Below are 17,570 nucleotides of genomic sequence, written 5' to 3'. Positions count from 1 at the left end.
GCTAACTTTATCGCAGATTAGCCTTTCATGGCAGCGATTTGAGCCTGAACTTCGGCGGCGAAGTCAGTCTCTTGCTTCTCGATGCCTTCGCCTACTTCAAAGCGAACGAATTCCAGCACATCAGCGCCTTCTTTCTTCAGCAGATCGGCAACCAGAACGGAAGGGTCCTTGACGAACGGCTGACCGGTCAGGGAGATTTCACCGGTGAATTTCTTCATGCGGCCTTCAACCATCTTCTCGGCGATTTCTTTCGGCTTGCCAGAGTTGATCGCGATGTCGATTTGGATTTCGCGCTCTTTGGCAACCACTTCAGCAGAAACATCTTCCGGCTTAACGAATTGCGGGCTGTTGGCAGCAACGTGCATGGCCAGATCTTTAGCCAGATCTGTGGTACCGCCAACCAGCTTGGTGATAACACCAATACGACCACCGTGGATATAGGTACCCAGGTTGTCACCTTCAACCACGATCACGCGGCGCAGGTTCATGTTTTCGCCCAGCTTGGCAATCAGGTTGTTCAAAGAGACTTCAACGCTATCACCATTTTCCATGGTGGCGGCCTTCAGTGCTTCGAGATCCGTGATCTTGTTAGCAACGGCCAGCGCCAGAATCTGTTCACCGAAAGCACGGAAGCTGACGTCCTTGCCCACGAAGTCGGTTTCACAGTTCAGCTCGATCATGACAGCGGTGTTGCCTTCGGCACGAGCCAAGATCACGCCTTCGGCAGCGATACGGCCAGCCTTCTTGGCAGCCTTGGCTTGGCCAGACTTACGCATGTTCTCGATCGCCAGCTCGATGTCGCCATCGGCTTCGGTCAGTGCTTTTTTGCAGTCCATCATGCCCGCGCCGGTACGCTCGCGCAGTTCTTTAACCAGAGCGGCGGAAATGTTTGCCATGTCCTATATCCTCGGTCTGAGTGATTTGTATAAAAATGCAGGGGTCACGAGGACCCCTGCTAACCAATTACAACGGGTTAATAAGGGGGAACAGCGAACTGTCCGGGCCTTTATTAGTTGGCTTCTACGAAACCGTCTTGCTCGGCTTGAACTGCAATGTCCAGCTCGCGGGAGGCATTCACAACACCAGCAGCGGCAGACAGGTACAGGCTAACGGCACGGATCGCATCGTCGTTACCCGGGATGATGTAATCAACGCCGTCCGGGTTAGAGTTGGTATCAACGATAGACACAACCGGGATACCCAGGTTGTTGGCTTCTTTGATAGCGATGTGCTCGTGCTCAGCATCAACAACGAACAGAACGTCCGGCAGGCCGCCCATATCCTTGATACCGCCCAGGCTCTTTTCCAGCTTTTCCATTTCGCGAGTACGCATCAGCGCCTCTTTCTTGGTCAGCTTTTCGAAGGTACCGTCTTGAGCTTGAAGTTCCAGATCTTTCAGACGCTTGATGGACTGACGAACGGTCTTCCAGTTGGTCAGCATACCGCCCAGCCAGCGATGGTTCACATAGAACTGATCGCAGCTACCAGCGGCTTCTTTCACGGCTTCAGCGGCAGCACGCTTGGTACCGACGAACAGGATCTTGCCCTTCTTGGCAGCAACGCTGCTGATGAAGTTCAGCGCATCATCAAACATAGGAACAGTCTTTTCCAGGTTGATGATGTGCACACCGTTACGGGCACCAAAGATGAAAGGCTTCATCTTCGGGTTCCAGAAACGGGTTTGGTGACCGAAGTGAACGCCGGCTTGCAGCATGTCGCGCATTGAAACTTTTGCCATTTTAAACCTCTGTATGGGGTTAGGCCTCCACACATCCCGCGACTCCGACCCAAAGGGCACCCCGGAGAGCGTGTCGATGTGTGTGTGGTTTAAGGATTTAAGTGTGTTGAGCATGACAGGCATGACTCGGCGCGCTTTATACCATATTCGCCCCGCAAACACCACCGTCGAGCCCTGCCGTCACTGCGGTCCGATCAGAGTTGCCTCGACAATCAGAAATTTGTTGATCCGGATCAGCAAACTGGAACTCCGAGTAGCAAATCGTTACAATTTCGCATCATCAAAAATGCCGCGCGCAGGATGCCCGCCCCAAGGGTGAGCGGCCAAAAATCTGAATCGAGAGATGCCATGTCAGTCGTACTGAAAACCCCGGATGAAATTGAAAAAATGCGTGTTGCAGGCCGTCTGGCGGCTGAAGTACTGGAAATGATCGCCCCTCATGTTAAGGCCGGCGTTTCCACCGAAGAACTGAACCAGCTGTGCCATGACTATATCGTCAATGTGCAACAGGCTATCCCGGCACCGCTGAATTATCACGGCTTTCCGAAATCCATCTGCACCTCGATCAATGAAGTGGTCTGCCACGGAATTCCGAATCATAAAAAACTGCGGGATGGCGACATTATCAACCTGGATATTACCGTCATCAAAGATGGCTATCATGGTGATACCTCGCAGATGTTTATCATCGGCAACGCGACGCCACGGAATCGCCAACTCTGCGACATTGCCCAGCAAACCCTGTATGCCGCCATTCGCACCGTTCGCCCGGGCTCCTGCCTGAGCGAAATTGGCGCCGTCATCCAACCCATGGCGGAAAAAGCTGGCTTCTCGGTGGTTCGCGACTACTGTGGTCATGGCCTGGGCAAAGCCTTTCACGAAGAGCCGCAGGTGCTGCATTACCGCAATAGCCACAAGCTGACGCTCAAACCTGGCATGTGCTTCACCATAGAGCCGATGATCAACGCCGGTACCTACCGCTGCAAGGTTGATCGCAAAGATGGCTGGACTGTGACCACCGGCGATCGTCAACCCTCAGCACAGTACGAACATACCTTGCTGGTCACCGAAGAGGGCTGTGAAGTGTTGACCTTACGCAGCGATGAAACGCTGGAGCGTTACATCAAGGGCTGAGCCAGCTTCGCCACGCCGCCAGGGAGGCCGCATGCAACACTATCAACCGATCCCCGATTTCCTGCCGGCGGCGCCATTGGAAATGGCCAACGGCCGGGAGAGCCTGGGACAATTTCAAGGCTGGCTACGCGACCAGTTTTTGGCCGGCAGCCCGGTCGGGGAACTGGTGGCGGCTCGTTCCCATTTCATCGATCAGCTGCTGAGTCTGTGTTGGGAGCAGTTCGGTCTGGCCGAACAGCCGCAACTAGCATTGGTTGCGGTCGGTGGTTATGGCCGCGGGGAGCTGCATCCCAGTTCCGACATCGACATTCTGGTTCTCAGCCCTTCTCCCCTGTCCGCCGCGATCGGGGAGCGCATTGGTCAGTATCTGACCCTGCTTTGGGATTTGAAGCTGGAGGTCGGTCATGCGGTCCGTACCGTCAGTGACTGTGTGGCGCAGGGGAAACTGGATATCACCATCGCCACCAACCTGTTGGAATCCCGGTTGATTACCGGCTCTCTGGATACCTTTGCTGCTCTGAGTCAAGCCATTCAACCCGATCATTTCTGGCCCAGTGACGCCTTCTTTCGTGCCAAACGGGATGAACAGACTGCCCGCCATCTGCAATATCAAGACACCGTCTATACGCTAGAGCCTGACTTGAAGAGCAACCCGGGTGGGTTACGGGATATCCAGACTCTCGCCTGGGTGGCTCGACGCCAGTTCGGTGCCACCAGTCTCTATGAAATGACCAGCTACGGTTTTCTCAGCCGTTCCGAATACCTGGAGTTGCTGGACTGCCAGAACTTTCTCTGGCGCTTGCGGTTCGCCCTGCACATTGCCATCGACAAGAATGACAACCGCATGTTGTTTGATCGCCAACGCGCCGTCGCGGAACTGCTAGGCTATCCCGGACAAGGCAATGCGCCCATCGAGCAGATGATGAAACGCTTTTACCAGACGGTACGTCGGGTAGCCGAACTCAACGAGATGCTGCTGCAACTATTTGATGAGGCGATCCTGGGCAATGGTGCCACCGAGGTTCGCCTGCTGAACGAGCAGTTCCTGCTACGAGGGACTCTCATCGATACCCGGGATCCCGAGCTCTTTCGCCGCGAACCGCTAGCCATGCTGTCGCTGTTCTACCAGATTGCCGAACACCCCGAGATCACAGGTATCTATTCGGCGGGCCTGCGGCAACTGCGCGAAGCCCGTCGCAGTCTGATCTTCTCGCTGCAAGAGTTGCCCGAATGTCGCCAGCAGTTTATCCAGCTGTTGCGACATCCCCAGGGCATGGGACTCGCCATTACACTGATGCATGAGCACGGGATCCTTGCTGCCTATCTGCCACAGTGGGGGCAGATTGTCGGCCAAATGCAGTTTGATATGTTCCATGCCTATACGGTCGACGAGCACACGCATCGATTGCTGAAGAATATCCATCGCTTCATCCTGCCCAACAACGAACGTGAGCAACCGCTGTTTCGTGAGGTTTACTCCCGGCTACCAAAACCTGAGTTGCTACTACTCGGCGCCTTGTTCCACGACATTGCCAAAGGCCGGGGCGGCGATCACTCGGAACTGGGGGCCAGTGAAGCACTCTACTTCTGCCAACTACACGGACTCGATCGCTACGAAAGTCGCCTGGTAGCCTGGCTGGCTCGTCAGCATCTGCTTTTTTCCGTCACGGCCCAGCGACGTGACATCTATGACCCGGATGTGGTGAATGACTTTGCGGAAAAAGTCCGTGATGAACAACACCTGGACTATCTCTACTGCCTGACGGTCGCCGATATCTGTGCCACCAATGACAATCTGTGGAATGACTGGAAAGGTACCCTGCTGCGCGAACTCTATTTCGCCACCCAGAAAGCCTTACGGCTCGGTCTGGAAAATCCGCCTGATCTGAAATTGCGGATCCGGGAAAACCAGCGCAAGGCGCTGGAGCTATTACGCCCCAGTGGTATTGCCGAAGATGCCATTCTGACTTTGTGGCAAAACTTCAAGGCCGATTACTTCATGCGGCATAGCCCGGAGCAAATTGCCTGGCATAGCCAGCATATTCTGCCCCATGACAAGAGTGAGCCCCTGGTATTGTTTGGCCAGCATGCGGCGCGCGGTGGCAGCGAGCTATTCCTTTATTGTCGGGATATGCCCAACCTGTTCGCCACGGTAGCCTCGATACTCGGTCACAAGGGATTGAATATTCACGACGCCCAGATCATGAGCTCCAAAGATGGTTATGTGATGGACACCTTTGTCGTGCTGGAGTCCAATGGTGATGCCGTGGATCCGGAGCGGATCCCGTCGTTGCGCAAAGGGCTGACTAATGCCCTGAATAATCCGGCAATGCCGTTACCCAAGCCAAAACCGCTGTCACGCCGCCACCGCCAGTTTACTGTCCCTACTCGGGTCAACTTCCTGCCGAATAAAGGCGATCGAAAACACACCTTGATCGAGCTGACCGCGCTCGACCGCCCGGGCGTTCTTGCCCGGATCGGCGCCGTGTTCCAGAATTGCGAATTAGTAGTCCATGCCGCCAAAATCACCACCATAGGCGAGCGAGTCGAAGACTTTTTCTCCCTCACCCGCCGTGATGGTCAGTTACTGACCGATGCCGACGAGGATCGAGTGCGAGAAAAATTGGTCGCCGAGTTAAACCCCGACGACGATATGTGATAAAAAGGATGCCATTTTTTGAAGGGAGACAATCATGACTGAGTTACAACGCCTGATCGAAGAAGCTTTCGAGCGCCGTGAAAGCATCACCCCCGCGACCGTCGATGCCTTGACACGCCAAGCTATTCTGCAAACTGTAGACATGCTGGACTCCGGTAAAGCGCGCGTCGCCGAGAAAATTGCCGGTGAGTGGGTGGTTCATCAGTGGCTGAAAAAGGCGGTGCTGCTCTATTTCCGCATCAATGACAATGCCATGCTGGCCGCGCCGGGTACCAACTTCTATGACAAGGTGCCGTTGAAGTTTGAAGACTATACACCGGAACGCTTCAAGGAAGAGGCCATTCGCGTGGTACCGAATGCCATCGTGCGCAAGGGGGCTTACATCGCCCGTAACGCCGTGCTGATGCCTTCTTACGTCAACATCGGCGGTTATGTTGGTGAAGGCACCATGGTTGATACCTGGGTGACCGTCGGCTCCTGTGCCCAGATCGGTGCCAATGTTCACCTCTCCGGCGGTGTCGGGATCGGTGGTGTTCTGGAGCCACTGCAAGCCAACCCGACCATCATCGAAGATAACTGCTTCATCGGTGCCCGCTCCGAAGTCGTGGAAGGTGTCATCGTTGAAGAAGGCTCCGTGATCTCCATGGGCGTATTCATTGGCCAATCCACCCGCATCTACGATCGTGAAACCGGCGAGATCCACTATGGTCGCGTACCGGCAGGTTCAGTTGTGGTATCAGGCTCCCTGCCCTCCAAGTGCGGCACCTACAGTCTGTACTGCGCCGTTATCGTCAAGAAGGTGGATGCCAAGACCCGCGCCAAGGTCGGCATCAATGCCCTGCTGCGTAGCATCGACTAACTGTCCTACAGACACAGTTGATACCAAGGGGACCATTCGGTCCCCTTTTTATTACCTGCCGCTGAGACCTCCGAGATCTTGGACAGGAGAAATGAAGAAGCACGTTGCTACAGGATCTAGCTCATCTCTCCCCTATTTTCTAACCATCACATTGAGCTAAAAGCGGCCCAATAAAAAAGGGAAGCCGAAGCTTCCCTTTTTGCGATGGAACTGAATGCTTAGTGGGATTGCATCCACTGATCCATGTCGGTCTTCAGGTTGTCAGACTTGGTACCGAAGATGGCCTGGATACCAGAACCAGCAACGACGACACCAGCGGCGCCCAGTTGCTTGAGCTTGGCTTGGTCAACCTTGGCCACATCCTTAACACCGACACGCAGACGAGTGATACAAGCGTCCAGAGAAGCAATGTTAGCCTTGCCACCGAAAGCCAGAACCAGCTGCTCGGCCATGTAGTGCTCAGCCATTTCAGAAACAGATTCCTCGGCAACTTCGTCTTCACGACCCGGAGTCTTCAGATCCAGAGCAGAGATAGCTACACGGAAGATGGTGTAGTAAATCGCAGCGTAGACCAGACCCAAGATTGGGAACATCCAGCCCTTGGTGGATTGAGCGAACAGAACAACGAAGTCAATCAAACCGTGGGAGAAAGTAGTACCGTGCTTCATACCCAGCAGGATGGTAACTACGAATGCAGAGCCAGCCAGCAGAGCGTGAATTGCGTACAGAACCGGAGCCACGAACAGGAAAGCAAATTCGATTGGCTCGGTGATACCGGTCAGGAAGGAGGTCAGGGCTGCGGAGACCATGATACCACCAACCTTGGCACGGTTTTCTGGCTTGGCAGCATGCCACATAGCGATGGCAGCAGCAGGCAGACCGTACATTTTGAACATGTAACCACCAGCCAGGTTACCGGCAGTTGGGTCACCCGCGATGTAGCGAGCGATTTCACCGTGGATCACCTGACCAGCAGCATTGGTGTACTCACCTGCTTCGAAGAAGAAAGGTACGTTCCAGATGTGGTGCAGACCGAAGGGGATCAGTGAACGTTCAACAAGACCGTAGATACCGAATGCCAGAGCCGGGTTCTGATAGGCAGCCCAATGGGAGAAGGACTGGATCAGAGCACCAACTGGCGGCCATACGAAGGCCATGACCACACCGACAACGATGGCGACGATACCAGTAGACAACGGAACAAAACGCTTACCGGCAAAGAAGCCCAGGTATTCAGGCAACTGGATGCGATAAAAGCGATTGAACATGAAGGCGGCGATACCACCGGCGACGATACCACCGAGAACACCGACGTTGGAAACCTTGTCCGCCATGGAAGCATAATCAGCGGCAGCCGGATCCAGGCCAGCGATGATCGGAGCAACTACGCCGATGGTTTTGGTCAGAATTACGTAACCAACGGTAGCGGCCAGACCGGCAACACCGTCGTTGTTGGTGAAGCCCAGAGCTACACCGATTGCGAAGATCAGAGCCATGTTACCGAATACGGCACCACCGGCTTGTTCCATAATTTGTGAAACGATGGCCGGCAGCCAGCTGAATTTGGCGGCACCGACACCCAGCAGAATACCTGCAACGGGCAGTACGGATACCGGCAGCATCAGTGATTTACCGACTTTCTGCAGGTTTGCGAACAGATTTGACATAGTGTGAGCTCCTGAGGAGTTTGCGTCCTTAAGTGATTATTGTGAATACACCGGACAAGCTATTAAAACCTGTCATCATGGTTATTGCCTTACGAATGTATTCAACGAGTGGAATATAGCGCGAAGATGAAAAGGGCAAACGCAGGAGATGCAAAAAACGAAAGGGCGATCACAAAGAATTTTGTTTAAAACCAAGTGGTTATATTTGAATGAATTTTTGACATTTAATTGTAATCATTGAATATTTCAATGTCTGTTTCAGATAGATTTAAATTGTCTACTCAACAATTCTCAACGTAATAAAACGCAATACAAATGTAACCATATGTAACATTGCTGTTTTTGTGACTAGTCTCGATATTTATTTTTATATCGCTTCTTTAAATAAAAATAAACCCCGCAAGCGGGGTTTATTTGAATCTTTGTATGGTTTATTTCTGTGAGTTCTTGATTGCATTCACTAACGTCTGCTTGGCACTACCAGAGCCAGCCCGTTCAGCCTCACCACTCAGCGCCATGGCCTTTTCAATATCACCCGAGCTGACCGCCTTCTGAATTAACTGGTTATACATGGCTTCCGTTTCTGCCAGCATAGTTCCGGTTGCCACCGTCGTCGTGGCAACGGGAGCAGCCGTCAATGCCGCGGCCTGGTTCGCAGCGGGGGCTGTTGCGACCACAGCCGCAGTGGCTGCTGCCGGTGCTATCACCAATTTGTTCGGAGCGACTTCAGCCTTAGGAACTGTTGCCTGAATCGTATCTTGGTAGGCCGGTTTGTAGAGATTTTCCAGCCCCGAGTTACCGGAAAGATCTTCTACAGACATCTTGACCAGACCCCAAGGCGAATGAGGAATGACAGGATCTTTGATGCCTGGATCTACAACCGCCAACGATTTGGCCATCAACTTGGCATCGCTGGTAATAGTCGTGGTTTCGTTCAGCTTACTTTCCGAGGTGTAAAGCACAAGATAACTTTCGTTGTTCGGGTTACCAATATAGGTACGGTCGATCGTAAATTCACCTTCGAGGCGATTACCCTCCAGCAATTTGGCTGGTTCATATTTGAATACATCACTACCCAAAACACGAGTCACTCTGAACTGACTATCCAGCATCATTACTTTGGGTAAAAACAGGGACTGATCGATTTGTGCCGCAAGTGTAATTTTTAGATCACCGCTATTTTGCGGCAACTGGAAGGCTAAAAAATGACTCTTGCCATCATCAAATGTAAATACCGGAGTTGAACCGTCAATGACTAATAATTGCTCAAAATCGGCGGGGATAGGAGTGAAGGTAAAAGATGCAATGTTTTGGCAGCAATTTTGTGCTTGATGCAACTGGTCAATGGCTGCATCACGATTATCTAGAACCGCTTTATATTCGCCGGTCGGAACAATCAGATCATCGACCGAGGAGCACGCTGACGTCATAGCAGCAACAAGTAATGCAATAGTTAATCGAGTCGCTTTCATCAAAACATCCTGAGCAATTTTTTTAAAAAAAAAGCCCCCGTCAGACGGGGGCAGTCTTAACTTATGCGCTTAAGCTTACCACCAAGCTTCAGCTTGTACACCGAAGTTATAGGTGTTGTCGTCTTTGCCACTGTTGAACGGAGTGCCTTGATCGCCAACACTCAGGTAGGAAGCAAACACGCGGATTTCAGGACGAGCCCAGAAGCCTTTGCCAGCAGAGAAGGCTTGAGCAATGGTGTACTTCTCACCATCATTAGAGGCGCTAGAGCCATCCAGATTGCTTTGCTTATCCTTGCCATAACCGACTTCAAAGATGGTCTTCATGGTGTCGGTCCACTTGTAGACTGGGCGAACAACTACAGAGTAGGTTTCCCATTTGTCCAAGCCACCCCACATCTCGTTACCTACGCCATAAACCAGTTGATGGCTCAGGTCCCAGCTGTCGCCCAGAGAGATCACACCGTGGTTGATGAAACGGAAACCATCGGCACCATCTTTGGCTTCGGCGCCATACCAGCTACCGTCGCCTTGGAAGGCAAAATTCTTGGAGTAACCTTCAGTACCGTATTGCAGTACGGTCTTGTTGAAGCCACCCAGAATACCTTGGGTCAGTTCAGCCGTCAGCATCACGCCATCTTTGGCATTCTTGTACTTGCCATCCAAGGCATCTTGGGCATCAGTCGAATTGACGATAGCATAGTCAGCGCCCACTTCCAGAGTGGCATCAGACCATAACGGGATACCGGCATAGCGAGCATCCAACGTGTTGATGTTTACCGGATCTCGCAACACAACAGATGTATTGCCATCCCATCCTGCAATAAGGTCGTATTGATTCATTTCCAAGTCTTTAGCACTGCGATCGTTACGAACCCAAGCAAAAGACAACTGACCAGGGCCAGCCTGAATGGCTTCAACACCGGCACCGGCACCAGAGATGTTCCAGTAGTAGAAGTCAGAGATGTGAATATCATGACGTTGGTAGAAACGCTTACCAGCCCAAGTCACTTCGCTACCACCGAACAGGCCCTTGGCCTGGACGTTGAATTGGCGCAGAGCAAATTCAACATCTTCACTCTTGGCACAAACACCATTAGCGGCAGTAGCAGTGCTGTCACAAACCTGGTTAGCTGAGGTGCTTTCCCAGTCGTTAGAGCCGTTAGAGGTCATGGCGAACATTGAGTCCACATAGAAGGTCTTGCCGCCCTTGTTGTAAACTTCCTGGCCCAGTTGGATTTCAGAGTAGGTATCATCTTCGTTGCCCAGACGACCGACCTTTTTCTTAGCGTAGGTCTGCATGTCACCATCTTGGGAGACACCGACACCAGAACGCATGTAGCCATGGAAATCAACGGCGGAGGCAGAGGCAGAGCCCAGAGCCATAATTACTGCTGCAGAAATTGGAAGCCACTTTGCTGTCATAATATTTTCCTTTATCCCTTGGGGGTAAATGGTCATAAATTGGTGGAAACGTGTCGTAAACCGAAAAGGGCTAACGACTGTCCGGGGCCATTATAGGGATCCCATTTCACCCGTGGAATTGAGCCTCGTCACAAAATGGCAACTCCCACCCCAACAACCACAAAAACCATAAAATAAACAAAATACGGAGCATGCAACTACCAATACACCAAAAACAACAAACATGCGGAATATAAAACCAAAAAAACTCAAATTCGCGCTTCACCGACAAAATCATCAAACTCGTCTGATCAGACAATCTTGATCAAGATCACCTGCAATTTGGAACTTTCTTTTTAACAAACTGTCCGATTGAAAGCGCTTGCAGAATACAAATCAACCACGGGTCCTCCTCCCCGGATAAGACTCACCAGCCAAATTGCTCAAATAATTGTTTCCATTGCTGATCCTGCTCCACCTTTAGGCATAGCGGAAATCCATGCACCGGATGTTGAACCGTTAGACGGCTGTTGCACAGCATCAGTCGCTGGCAATCGAACTGCTCACGGAAAAAACGGTTATGCCGACCATCACCATGAGTGGTATCACCCACAATCGGATGCGAGATATGAGCCAGATGGCGACGAAGCTGATGCTTACGCCCGGTATGAGGCAATAAGCGCACCAAACTGTAACGACTGGATGGATGGCGGGGGGATACGGCATGGGGAAGTTCAATCGTCTGTAAGCGCTGTAGCCAGGTTTGCGCGGACTGCGCTGGTTTATCCGGATCCGCAAACACATCCGCGATCTTGTCGAGCTCTTCTTTGAGCGGGTAGTCAATGTACAACTGCTCCGGAGCCCAACCCCGCACCAGTGCCAGATACTCTTTTTGCACCCGATGCAGGGCAAAATCCTCACTCAGACGACGAGCCGTTACCGGATCCAGTGCAAACAACAGGACCCCCGAAGTCGGTCTATCCAGCCTATGCACCGGATAGACGTGTTTACCGATCAGATCTCGGGTCATCTGCATGGCAAATCGGGTTTCATGTTTATCCAACCAACTGCGATGCACCAGTAGCCCCGCAGGCTTATCAATCGCCACCAGGTATTGATCCTGATACAACACACGCAAACTCATGGCTGACGATCTACAGGTTGGCCAGTCAAGGCTTCATCGAGTGCGGCCAGTGTATCCAGCAGTGAACCGTGATGGGCAAGCTCCTGCTTATAGACTTCTGTCGCCATGGCATAAAGCGCACTTTGGGTTGGCAATGCCATCTGTAGCAGCATCATCTGCCGCAAGCGGGCAATCAGCACAAACTGCAACCATTGATGAAAATCCAGAGTATCCATGCAAAAAGGCAGAGTGCTGGCCATAGCCTCCGCAGTGGGAGGGGCCATCTGCCACAGTGAGCGCTGCTTTAATTCCAGCTCTAGTTGTTCAAGAATATGGGTGACACGCACGAGTTGACTCATCTTCAATTCTCCAAAAATCGCCGCGCACTATAGCATTAGCAACAGCGGCTCCCTATATTGCGCAGCAGATGTCATCCCAGTTCAGCCACCATCGAGGAAAACGCCATGAGTGAATATTGGTTTTTGTGCGGTTTACTCGTTATCGCCATCGAATTCTGGCAACGACGCCGACAGGCGGAGCTGGCAGAACGACTGGTCAATCAGTACTGCGGTCGTGAACAGTGGCAGTTCATATCCATCGCCCGCCACGAGGCAGAGATCCTGCCGCTGTTGCTGCGAATGTTGTTGCATAAACCCTCGTGTTTTACGTTTGAATACAGCGAAGCCGGCAGGGCGGGAGCATACTTCGTATGATTTTTATCCATTAGGTGCATGACGTTAAAATTCCCGCTTGAAAATGAATTTTTCTGATGACTTATGCAATTTGGCACGCCATTTTTGAGCAAAAATCATCCTAAATCAAAGTATGCTCCCGCCCTGGCGAAGCCGGGGAAGACAAATCTCAGGGCGAGTTATTTCTAACCGGTTTGCGCCATCCGCTGTTTCGGGTGCATAGTCACCGGGAACATGCCGACAACGTCATCCCCTTCCCGACCGTTCATCATTGAGACTCGACTTGTTCGGAGAACGCTAAATGTCGATAGAAACCGTCATGCAGATAGCACGACAACTGCACGCAGAAGGAAAACAACCATCCGTCGCCTTGATCAAGGCCCGCCTGCCAGCCCCTTGCCCGATGCCGGATGTGATTACTGGGATCCAGCGCTGGCGCCAGCAGGCAACAAGCAATGCCGGTGAAGAGCAACCCATTGCTGCAGCCAGACCTCTCAATCCAGAGCAATCGGTAGATCCGCTACAGGTTGAAATCCAGCAGCTACGGGATGAGGTTTCGCAACTCCGGGAAGAGGTAGTGATGCTACGCCGTAGTATTCGGATCATGACAGAACGATTCGAGTAACTTGGGACATATACATATAGAGCAGCAAAAAGCCCTCATGACTGAGGGCGTTACTAATTCCGTAATGGCTCCAGTCGCGCCAAAAAGGTTGCCAGGTTGGGCGCTAGTCGCTGGCGTTGCTCACGACCAAGCCGTTCATAACAAACCTCGCCACTCGCATTATCAAGGCTGATCACATGGGAATCCGAACGCGTGGTAGCTAAAAAGAATGTGGGCTGCAAGCGCAGGCGCCGCTGCATCAGCGCATGACCGATCAGATTTTCCTGTAAGCGCTCAAAGTCAGCAGCATTCCACGCTAACACGGGCTCAACGCGCAAACCTTTAAATGAAAAAGCCAAGGCTCCCGCATACCAATGGCAAAAATAACTTACTAGATCCGTATGCAGAGCCATTTCCAGACCCGATTCGACATTCGCCATGCTTCCCGCTTCCGGCCTCGCGACGGGTTGCCAGCTAATCTGCTGATCCCAAACATCACCCACTTCGCAGGGTGAGCGCCATTCGGCATCAAAGCTACGCCTAGGTAGGCCTCCAGACTGTCGTTGGTAGCGCATCCAGCGCACAAACAATTCAGACATTGCTGAAACAACTTGATTCGACATCGCTTTTTCCCACAATGAGGCAAAGCCGTATTTTAACTCGAGGCCGAGCGCCATGACACACAAAGCTCGCTACCATGACAGCCCTGCTTTGCAAGGGTTGTCGCTAGGCAAAAGCCAGGATTATATGGCGCACTATGCGCCAGACTTGTTGCAACCCGTGCCCCGCAGTCTGAATCGGGAAGACCTGCAACTGGGTGCCGCACTGCCGTTTACCGGTGTCGATCTTTGGACCCTGTATGAGCTCTCATGGTTGAATACCAAAGGTAAGCCGCAAGTAGCCATTGGCGAGGTAGCGGTACCTGCCACCAGTAGCAACCTGATCGAGTCCAAGTCGTTCAAACTGTATCTCAACAGCTTCAATCAGACGCAGTTTGCCAATATCGACACAGTGCGTGCCACCCTGCAGCGGGATCTATCCGCCTGTGCTGGCGGCCCAGTCCAAGTCAGCCTCTATTCACTCTCCGATGCCCCCCATGAGATCGCGCGGCTTCCCGGGACCTGCATCGATGATCTGGATATCGCTATCGATAGCTACCAATTTGATCCTGAGCTGTTGCTCCATGCAACATCCAATGTCGAGGTTGACGAGGTATTGCACTCCCATTTACTGAAATCAAATTGTCTGGTCACCAGTCAACCGGATTGGGGCAGCCTGGTGGTACACTACCGGGGCAAGCAAATCCACCATGAGGCTCTGCTGCGTTATCTGGTCTCATTCCGCCAACACAATGAATTTCACGAACAATGCGTAGAGCGTATTTTCGTCGATTTGATGCACTATTGTCAGCCCGAACAATTGACCGTCTATGCGCGCTACACGCGCCGGGGGGGATTAGATATCAATCCATTCCGGAGTAGCTGGCAGCCTGTGCCTGCCAATCTTCGTTTGATCCGGCAGTAAGGCGGCTCATGAATGCAATCGCTGTAATCAGGATGGTGCCCGCGTGTTATCGCTGACTCTACTTCTTTCTAGTTTTGCACTGCCCTCGCTGCCTTTGGAGACCACGCTGATGCCTGGTCCCCTGGTCGAGGCTCAGCAGCAGGAAAGCTCACATCCTGAACATTGCATTCAGCTCTCGCAGCAGTTTTTACAACGCGAACTCGTGGACAAGGTGCTGCCGGCGCTGACACAGAATCCCAGCGCTTACCGGGAGACAACCGAACGTTACCGCACCCGCCAGCAAAGCGTGGAAGCAACGTTAATCTACGCTCACTGTTTGACCCGGCAATCCCAGGATGTCTTGGCGCAACAGATGTTTACTCAGGCGGCGCGAGAGGCGCATCAGTTCAACCTGCCCACCCTTGAAGCCATCGCCTATTTCCAGCTCGGGCGTCAGGCCCTGCTGGCGAACAGCGACTATAAAACCGCACAGTCCCAACTGCAGAAACTACAACACCAGCTGCGCACCACCACCGTGAGCAACGCACTATTGCCGTTATATGCCCAATTGTTACAAACCAGCCTGAATGTTGAATTACACCGCTTCGAGATCGCGCAAAAAGAGTTGGCCAACTTGCGTGATCTACTCACGACCAACACCTTACCGGCCGCACTCGATATCGCGATCCTCACCCTCTCCGGTGACTATCATGACGCACGCCAACAAAACGAGATGGCTTTAGCCAGCTACGCCGATGCCTTGCGTATCGCCATCAGTCAGAATGAAACCTTGCTCCAGGCTCAGCTCGCAGAAAAAATGAGCCTGATCTTTGAACAAAATGGCAATCTGTCCCAAGCGCTGCATTTTAGCGAGATGGCTTGCGATCAGTGGCAGCGGATCGGCAATGGCGACTGGTTGGCCCAGGGTTTGATCCGTTTGGCGGCCCTAAACCGCGAAGCCAATGACCCCAATCTGGCACTCTCCCTGCTTTTTAACGCTCTGGATATTTATCGCAACATCAATCGCCCGCTGTCGTTGGCCCATCTCAATCATGAAATTGGCAAAACTTACCTGAAAATCGGCAATCGAGCCGCCGCCCGAACCTATCTCATCGCCGCACGCAACAGCTACAAACTCAACCGGGATCGACAAGGCGAACTAGCCACCCTGATCACCCTCAGCGCGCTGCATCTGCAACAGCATGAGCCAGAATTAGCCATTGCCTTGCTGGAAAGCGTACCGGCGCAGTCGGACTTATCCGCCCCTGCCATTCCGGAATTGCATTACCAGCTTTCTCAGGCCTATGAGCAAAAAGGGCTGTTCCGGCAAGCTCTCAGTCACTTCAAACAGTTTGCTGCCGGTAGCGAGGCGACGTCGAATCGCTACCAACATCAGGGGAATGAGCAATTTCGAGACAACTATTTACGCGTTGAACTGGAGCGTAATGTCAACAGCCTGAAACAACAGCAGCAACAGTTAGCCCAGGAGCGCACCCGTTATCTCTGGTTGACCGCGGTAACCACATTATTGATTGGGGTCCTGTGTTACGTATTACTGCGCATGAATCGGCGACAGACCCAATCCAGCGCCAATATGCACCAGTTGAAACAACAGTTAGGACAAGCCCCCTTCAGTCATCTACCCAATCAGTACCAGCTCCAGGAAACGCTGGAACAGCTGGATCAGCGTCCCGAAGTGGATGTCGGTGAACCGGATGATGATTTAACGCATAATGCGCGACACTTCATCCATATCAGCTTGCCAGCACTGCGCCGACTCTGCGAGCGCGTGGGCACCGAGCAGGCGGAACAATTGCAGCAGACGCTGACCGATCGCCTCATTGCCATGTGCACGGAGCGTGAACAGCTGTATCAACTGGCGGAGAGTCGCTTTTTACTGCTGCAACCGCACACACCGGGTAGCAGCCTGGTAGCCAGCGCAGAATTCTGGATTTCCCGCCTGACCGAGATGCTGATTGAACTGAAACTGGATAATCGCGTCGTCATGGGATTGGTGCACTTTCCGTTCCTCACCCGCTGCCCGCGCGCGATAGAAAGTCACAATGTGGTTGAATTGAGTCTGATCGCCCTAGCCGCGGCGGACCAAATTGCCGAAAAGTGCCAACTAACATCATGGGTTGAGCTTTCTGCTATTGACTGTCAGCAAGCGGCATTTTTCAATGGTGTGTTCAGAGCCCGGGCTCTGGAGGCCATTGACAAAGGACTTGTCAAAGTCAACGCGCTACATGGCAAACAGCTGATCGAGTGGCAGCACATTGTCTAACGGGTGAGTCGATTCACCTCTTTGCTTTTCAGCCAGCCATGGCGTAATACCGTATGGAACTTGGACATGAATGATGTATCTGCCATCGCTGGGCAACTAAGCAAACTCAGAGAACGGCTGGACCAAAAAGAACTGGAGCTGGGTGTGCTTGCCGAACAAACAGATGCCGAACGAATCTGCGCCATACAATTCATCACGCGCCTGACCCATGCTTGTCGTGGGCATGACCGCGAGTTGGATAACAAACTGGCCAAGTTACGGCAGCGTTTTGAAGAGTTAACGCCATTACACCAGCTCTCTGATGATATTCAGGTGGTCGAGAAGCTACTGCAACAGCACGCGGTCGCCCTTGAAGAGTCCCTGCGCGTAACCCGAGAAACCATCAAGGAAGGTGGTCGTCATCTCAGTGCCATCAAAGAGATCCCGGAAAAAAT

At 52.5% G+C, this 17,570-nt stretch carries 15 protein-coding genes and 1 pseudogene; 8 read left to right on the top strand and 8 right to left on the bottom strand.

Annotated elements, in window-relative coordinates; genetic code table 11:
- Positions 1-17 precede the first annotated feature (17 nt).
- On the bottom strand, positions 18-896 hold the full coding sequence (gene tsf, locus ACYVG7_RS09075) for a translation elongation factor Ts (RefSeq protein WP_460882825.1): 879 nt from the start codon (positions 894-896) through the stop codon (positions 18-20).
- 113 nt (positions 897-1,009) lie between these two features.
- Positions 1,010-1,738, bottom strand: a complete 729-nt coding sequence (rpsB, locus tag ACYVG7_RS09070) for a 30S ribosomal protein S2 (RefSeq protein ID WP_460882824.1) — start codon at positions 1,736-1,738, stop codon at positions 1,010-1,012.
- A gap of 300 nt (positions 1,739-2,038) precedes the next feature.
- On the opposite strand from rpsB, the gene map reads away from it, so the two are divergent.
- The 3 genes from map to dapD are packed head-to-tail and all read left to right on the top strand — an operon-like array spanning position 2,039 to position 6,390.
- The gene (map, locus tag ACYVG7_RS09065; protein WP_460882823.1) at positions 2,039-2,872 is read left to right on the top strand and encodes a type I methionyl aminopeptidase; all 834 of its coding nucleotides are present in this window, start codon (positions 2,039-2,041) and stop codon (positions 2,870-2,872) included.
- 31 nt (positions 2,873-2,903) lie between these two features.
- A complete protein-coding gene (gene glnD / locus ACYVG7_RS09060) occupies positions 2,904-5,531 on the top strand; it encodes a bifunctional uridylyltransferase/uridylyl-removing protein GlnD (RefSeq protein WP_460882822.1) in 2,628 nt (875 codons plus the stop codon).
- 34 nt (positions 5,532-5,565) lie between these two features.
- On the top strand, positions 5,566-6,390 hold the full coding sequence (gene dapD / locus ACYVG7_RS09055) for a 2,3,4,5-tetrahydropyridine-2,6-dicarboxylate N-succinyltransferase (RefSeq protein WP_460882821.1): 825 nt from the start codon (positions 5,566-5,568) through the stop codon (positions 6,388-6,390).
- A 218-nt stretch (positions 6,391-6,608) separates the two neighbouring features.
- Here the strand turns inward: dapD and ptsG are convergent, their stop codons facing one another.
- The 5 genes from ptsG to ACYVG7_RS09030 form a co-directional block, all read right to left on the bottom strand.
- Complete coding sequence (gene ptsG, locus ACYVG7_RS09050) at positions 6,609-8,057, bottom strand: PTS glucose transporter subunit IIBC (protein ID WP_460882820.1); 1,449 nt, start codon at positions 8,055-8,057, stop codon at positions 6,609-6,611.
- Between the two features lie 431 nt (positions 8,058-8,488).
- Positions 8,489-9,529: a MalM family protein gene (locus ACYVG7_RS09045; protein WP_460882819.1), complete on the bottom strand. Its 1,041-nt coding sequence runs from the start codon at positions 9,527-9,529 to the stop codon at positions 8,489-8,491.
- A gap of 75 nt (positions 9,530-9,604) precedes the next feature.
- Positions 9,605-10,951: a maltoporin gene (locus ACYVG7_RS09040; protein ID WP_460882818.1), complete on the bottom strand. Its 1,347-nt coding sequence runs from the start codon at positions 10,949-10,951 to the stop codon at positions 9,605-9,607.
- Positions 10,952-11,357: 406 nt separating this feature from the next.
- Positions 11,358-12,074, bottom strand: coding sequence for a tRNA pseudouridine(65) synthase TruC (gene truC, locus ACYVG7_RS09035; RefSeq protein WP_460882817.1), 717 nt, complete (start codon positions 12,072-12,074; stop codon positions 11,358-11,360).
- Positions 12,071-12,412 carry a YqcC family protein gene (locus ACYVG7_RS09030; protein ID WP_460882816.1) on the bottom strand — a complete coding sequence of 114 codons (342 nt, stop codon included), beginning with the start codon at positions 12,410-12,412 and terminating at the stop codon, positions 12,071-12,073. Before ACYVG7_RS09030 ends, truC begins: the two co-directional genes overlap by 4 nt.
- A gap of 105 nt (positions 12,413-12,517) precedes the next feature.
- On the opposite strand from ACYVG7_RS09030, the gene ACYVG7_RS09025 reads away from it, so the two are divergent.
- Positions 12,518-12,766: a DUF3301 domain-containing protein gene (locus ACYVG7_RS09025; protein WP_460882815.1), complete on the top strand. Its 249-nt coding sequence runs from the start codon at positions 12,518-12,520 to the stop codon at positions 12,764-12,766.
- Between the two features lie 280 nt (positions 12,767-13,046).
- A complete protein-coding gene (locus ACYVG7_RS09020) occupies positions 13,047-13,370 on the top strand; it encodes a hypothetical protein (RefSeq protein WP_460882814.1) in 324 nt (107 codons plus the stop codon).
- Positions 13,371-13,423: 53 nt separating this feature from the next.
- Here ACYVG7_RS09020 and syd read toward each other — a convergent pair whose 3' ends face one another.
- Positions 13,424-14,026: a SecY-interacting protein gene (syd, locus tag ACYVG7_RS09015; protein ID WP_460882813.1), complete on the bottom strand. Its 603-nt coding sequence runs from the start codon at positions 14,024-14,026 to the stop codon at positions 13,424-13,426.
- Between syd and queF the strand changes: the two genes are divergently transcribed.
- The 3 genes and pseudogenes from queF to ACYVG7_RS09000 form a co-directional block, all read left to right on the top strand.
- Entirely contained in the window at positions 14,025-14,873 is an 849-nt protein-coding gene (queF, locus tag ACYVG7_RS09010; RefSeq protein ID WP_460882812.1) for an NADPH-dependent 7-cyano-7-deazaguanine reductase QueF, read from the top strand. The genes syd and queF overlap by 2 nt on opposite strands.
- 109 nt (positions 14,874-14,982) lie before the next feature.
- Positions 14,983-17,136: a hypothetical protein gene (locus ACYVG7_RS09005; protein WP_460882811.1), complete on the top strand. Its 2,154-nt coding sequence runs from the start codon at positions 14,983-14,985 to the stop codon at positions 17,134-17,136.
- Between the two features lie 66 nt (positions 17,137-17,202).
- Positions 17,203-17,570: pseudogene (locus ACYVG7_RS09000) on the top strand (GGDEF domain-containing protein); the annotation flags it as partial.

The organism is Pseudaeromonas pectinilytica (genome assembly GCF_054780855.1).
The sequence above is the reverse complement of the archived record's forward strand: the minus strand, read 5'-3'. Positions and strand labels throughout refer to the sequence as shown.

What these genes read in the sequence shown, in the direction of transcription:
- glnD (WP_460882822.1), top strand. Translation starts at nt 2,904, where the DNA reads ATGCAACACTATCAACCGATCCCCGATTTCCTGCCGGCGGCGCCATTG.
- ACYVG7_RS09040 (WP_460882818.1), bottom strand. Translation starts at nt 10,951, where the DNA reads ATGACAGCAAAGTGGCTTCCAATTTCTGCAGCAGTAATTATGGCTCTG.
- truC (WP_460882817.1), bottom strand. Translation starts at nt 12,074, where the DNA reads ATGAGTTTGCGTGTGTTGTATCAGGATCAATACCTGGTGGCGATTGAT.
- tsf (WP_460882825.1), bottom strand. Translation starts at nt 896, where the DNA reads ATGGCAAACATTTCCGCCGCTCTGGTTAAAGAACTGCGCGAGCGTACC.
- queF (WP_460882812.1), top strand. Translation starts at nt 14,025, where the DNA reads ATGACACACAAAGCTCGCTACCATGACAGCCCTGCTTTGCAAGGGTTG.
- syd (WP_460882813.1), bottom strand. Translation starts at nt 14,026, where the DNA reads ATGGCGCTCGGCCTCGAGTTAAAATACGGCTTTGCCTCATTGTGGGAA.
- ptsG (WP_460882820.1), bottom strand. Translation starts at nt 8,057, where the DNA reads ATGTCAAATCTGTTCGCAAACCTGCAGAAAGTCGGTAAATCACTGATG.
- ACYVG7_RS09030 (WP_460882816.1), bottom strand. Translation starts at nt 12,412, where the DNA reads ATGAGTCAACTCGTGCGTGTCACCCATATTCTTGAACAACTAGAGCTG.
- ACYVG7_RS09020 (WP_460882814.1), top strand. Translation starts at nt 13,047, where the DNA reads ATGTCGATAGAAACCGTCATGCAGATAGCACGACAACTGCACGCAGAA.
- ACYVG7_RS09025 (WP_460882815.1), top strand. Translation starts at nt 12,518, where the DNA reads ATGAGTGAATATTGGTTTTTGTGCGGTTTACTCGTTATCGCCATCGAA.
- ACYVG7_RS09005 (WP_460882811.1), top strand. Translation starts at nt 14,983, where the DNA reads ATGCCTGGTCCCCTGGTCGAGGCTCAGCAGCAGGAAAGCTCACATCCT.
- map (WP_460882823.1), top strand. Translation starts at nt 2,039, where the DNA reads ATGCCCGCCCCAAGGGTGAGCGGCCAAAAATCTGAATCGAGAGATGCC.
- rpsB (WP_460882824.1), bottom strand. Translation starts at nt 1,738, where the DNA reads ATGGCAAAAGTTTCAATGCGCGACATGCTGCAAGCCGGCGTTCACTTC.
- ACYVG7_RS09045 (WP_460882819.1), bottom strand. Translation starts at nt 9,529, where the DNA reads ATGAAAGCGACTCGATTAACTATTGCATTACTTGTTGCTGCTATGACG.
- dapD (WP_460882821.1), top strand. Translation starts at nt 5,566, where the DNA reads ATGACTGAGTTACAACGCCTGATCGAAGAAGCTTTCGAGCGCCGTGAA.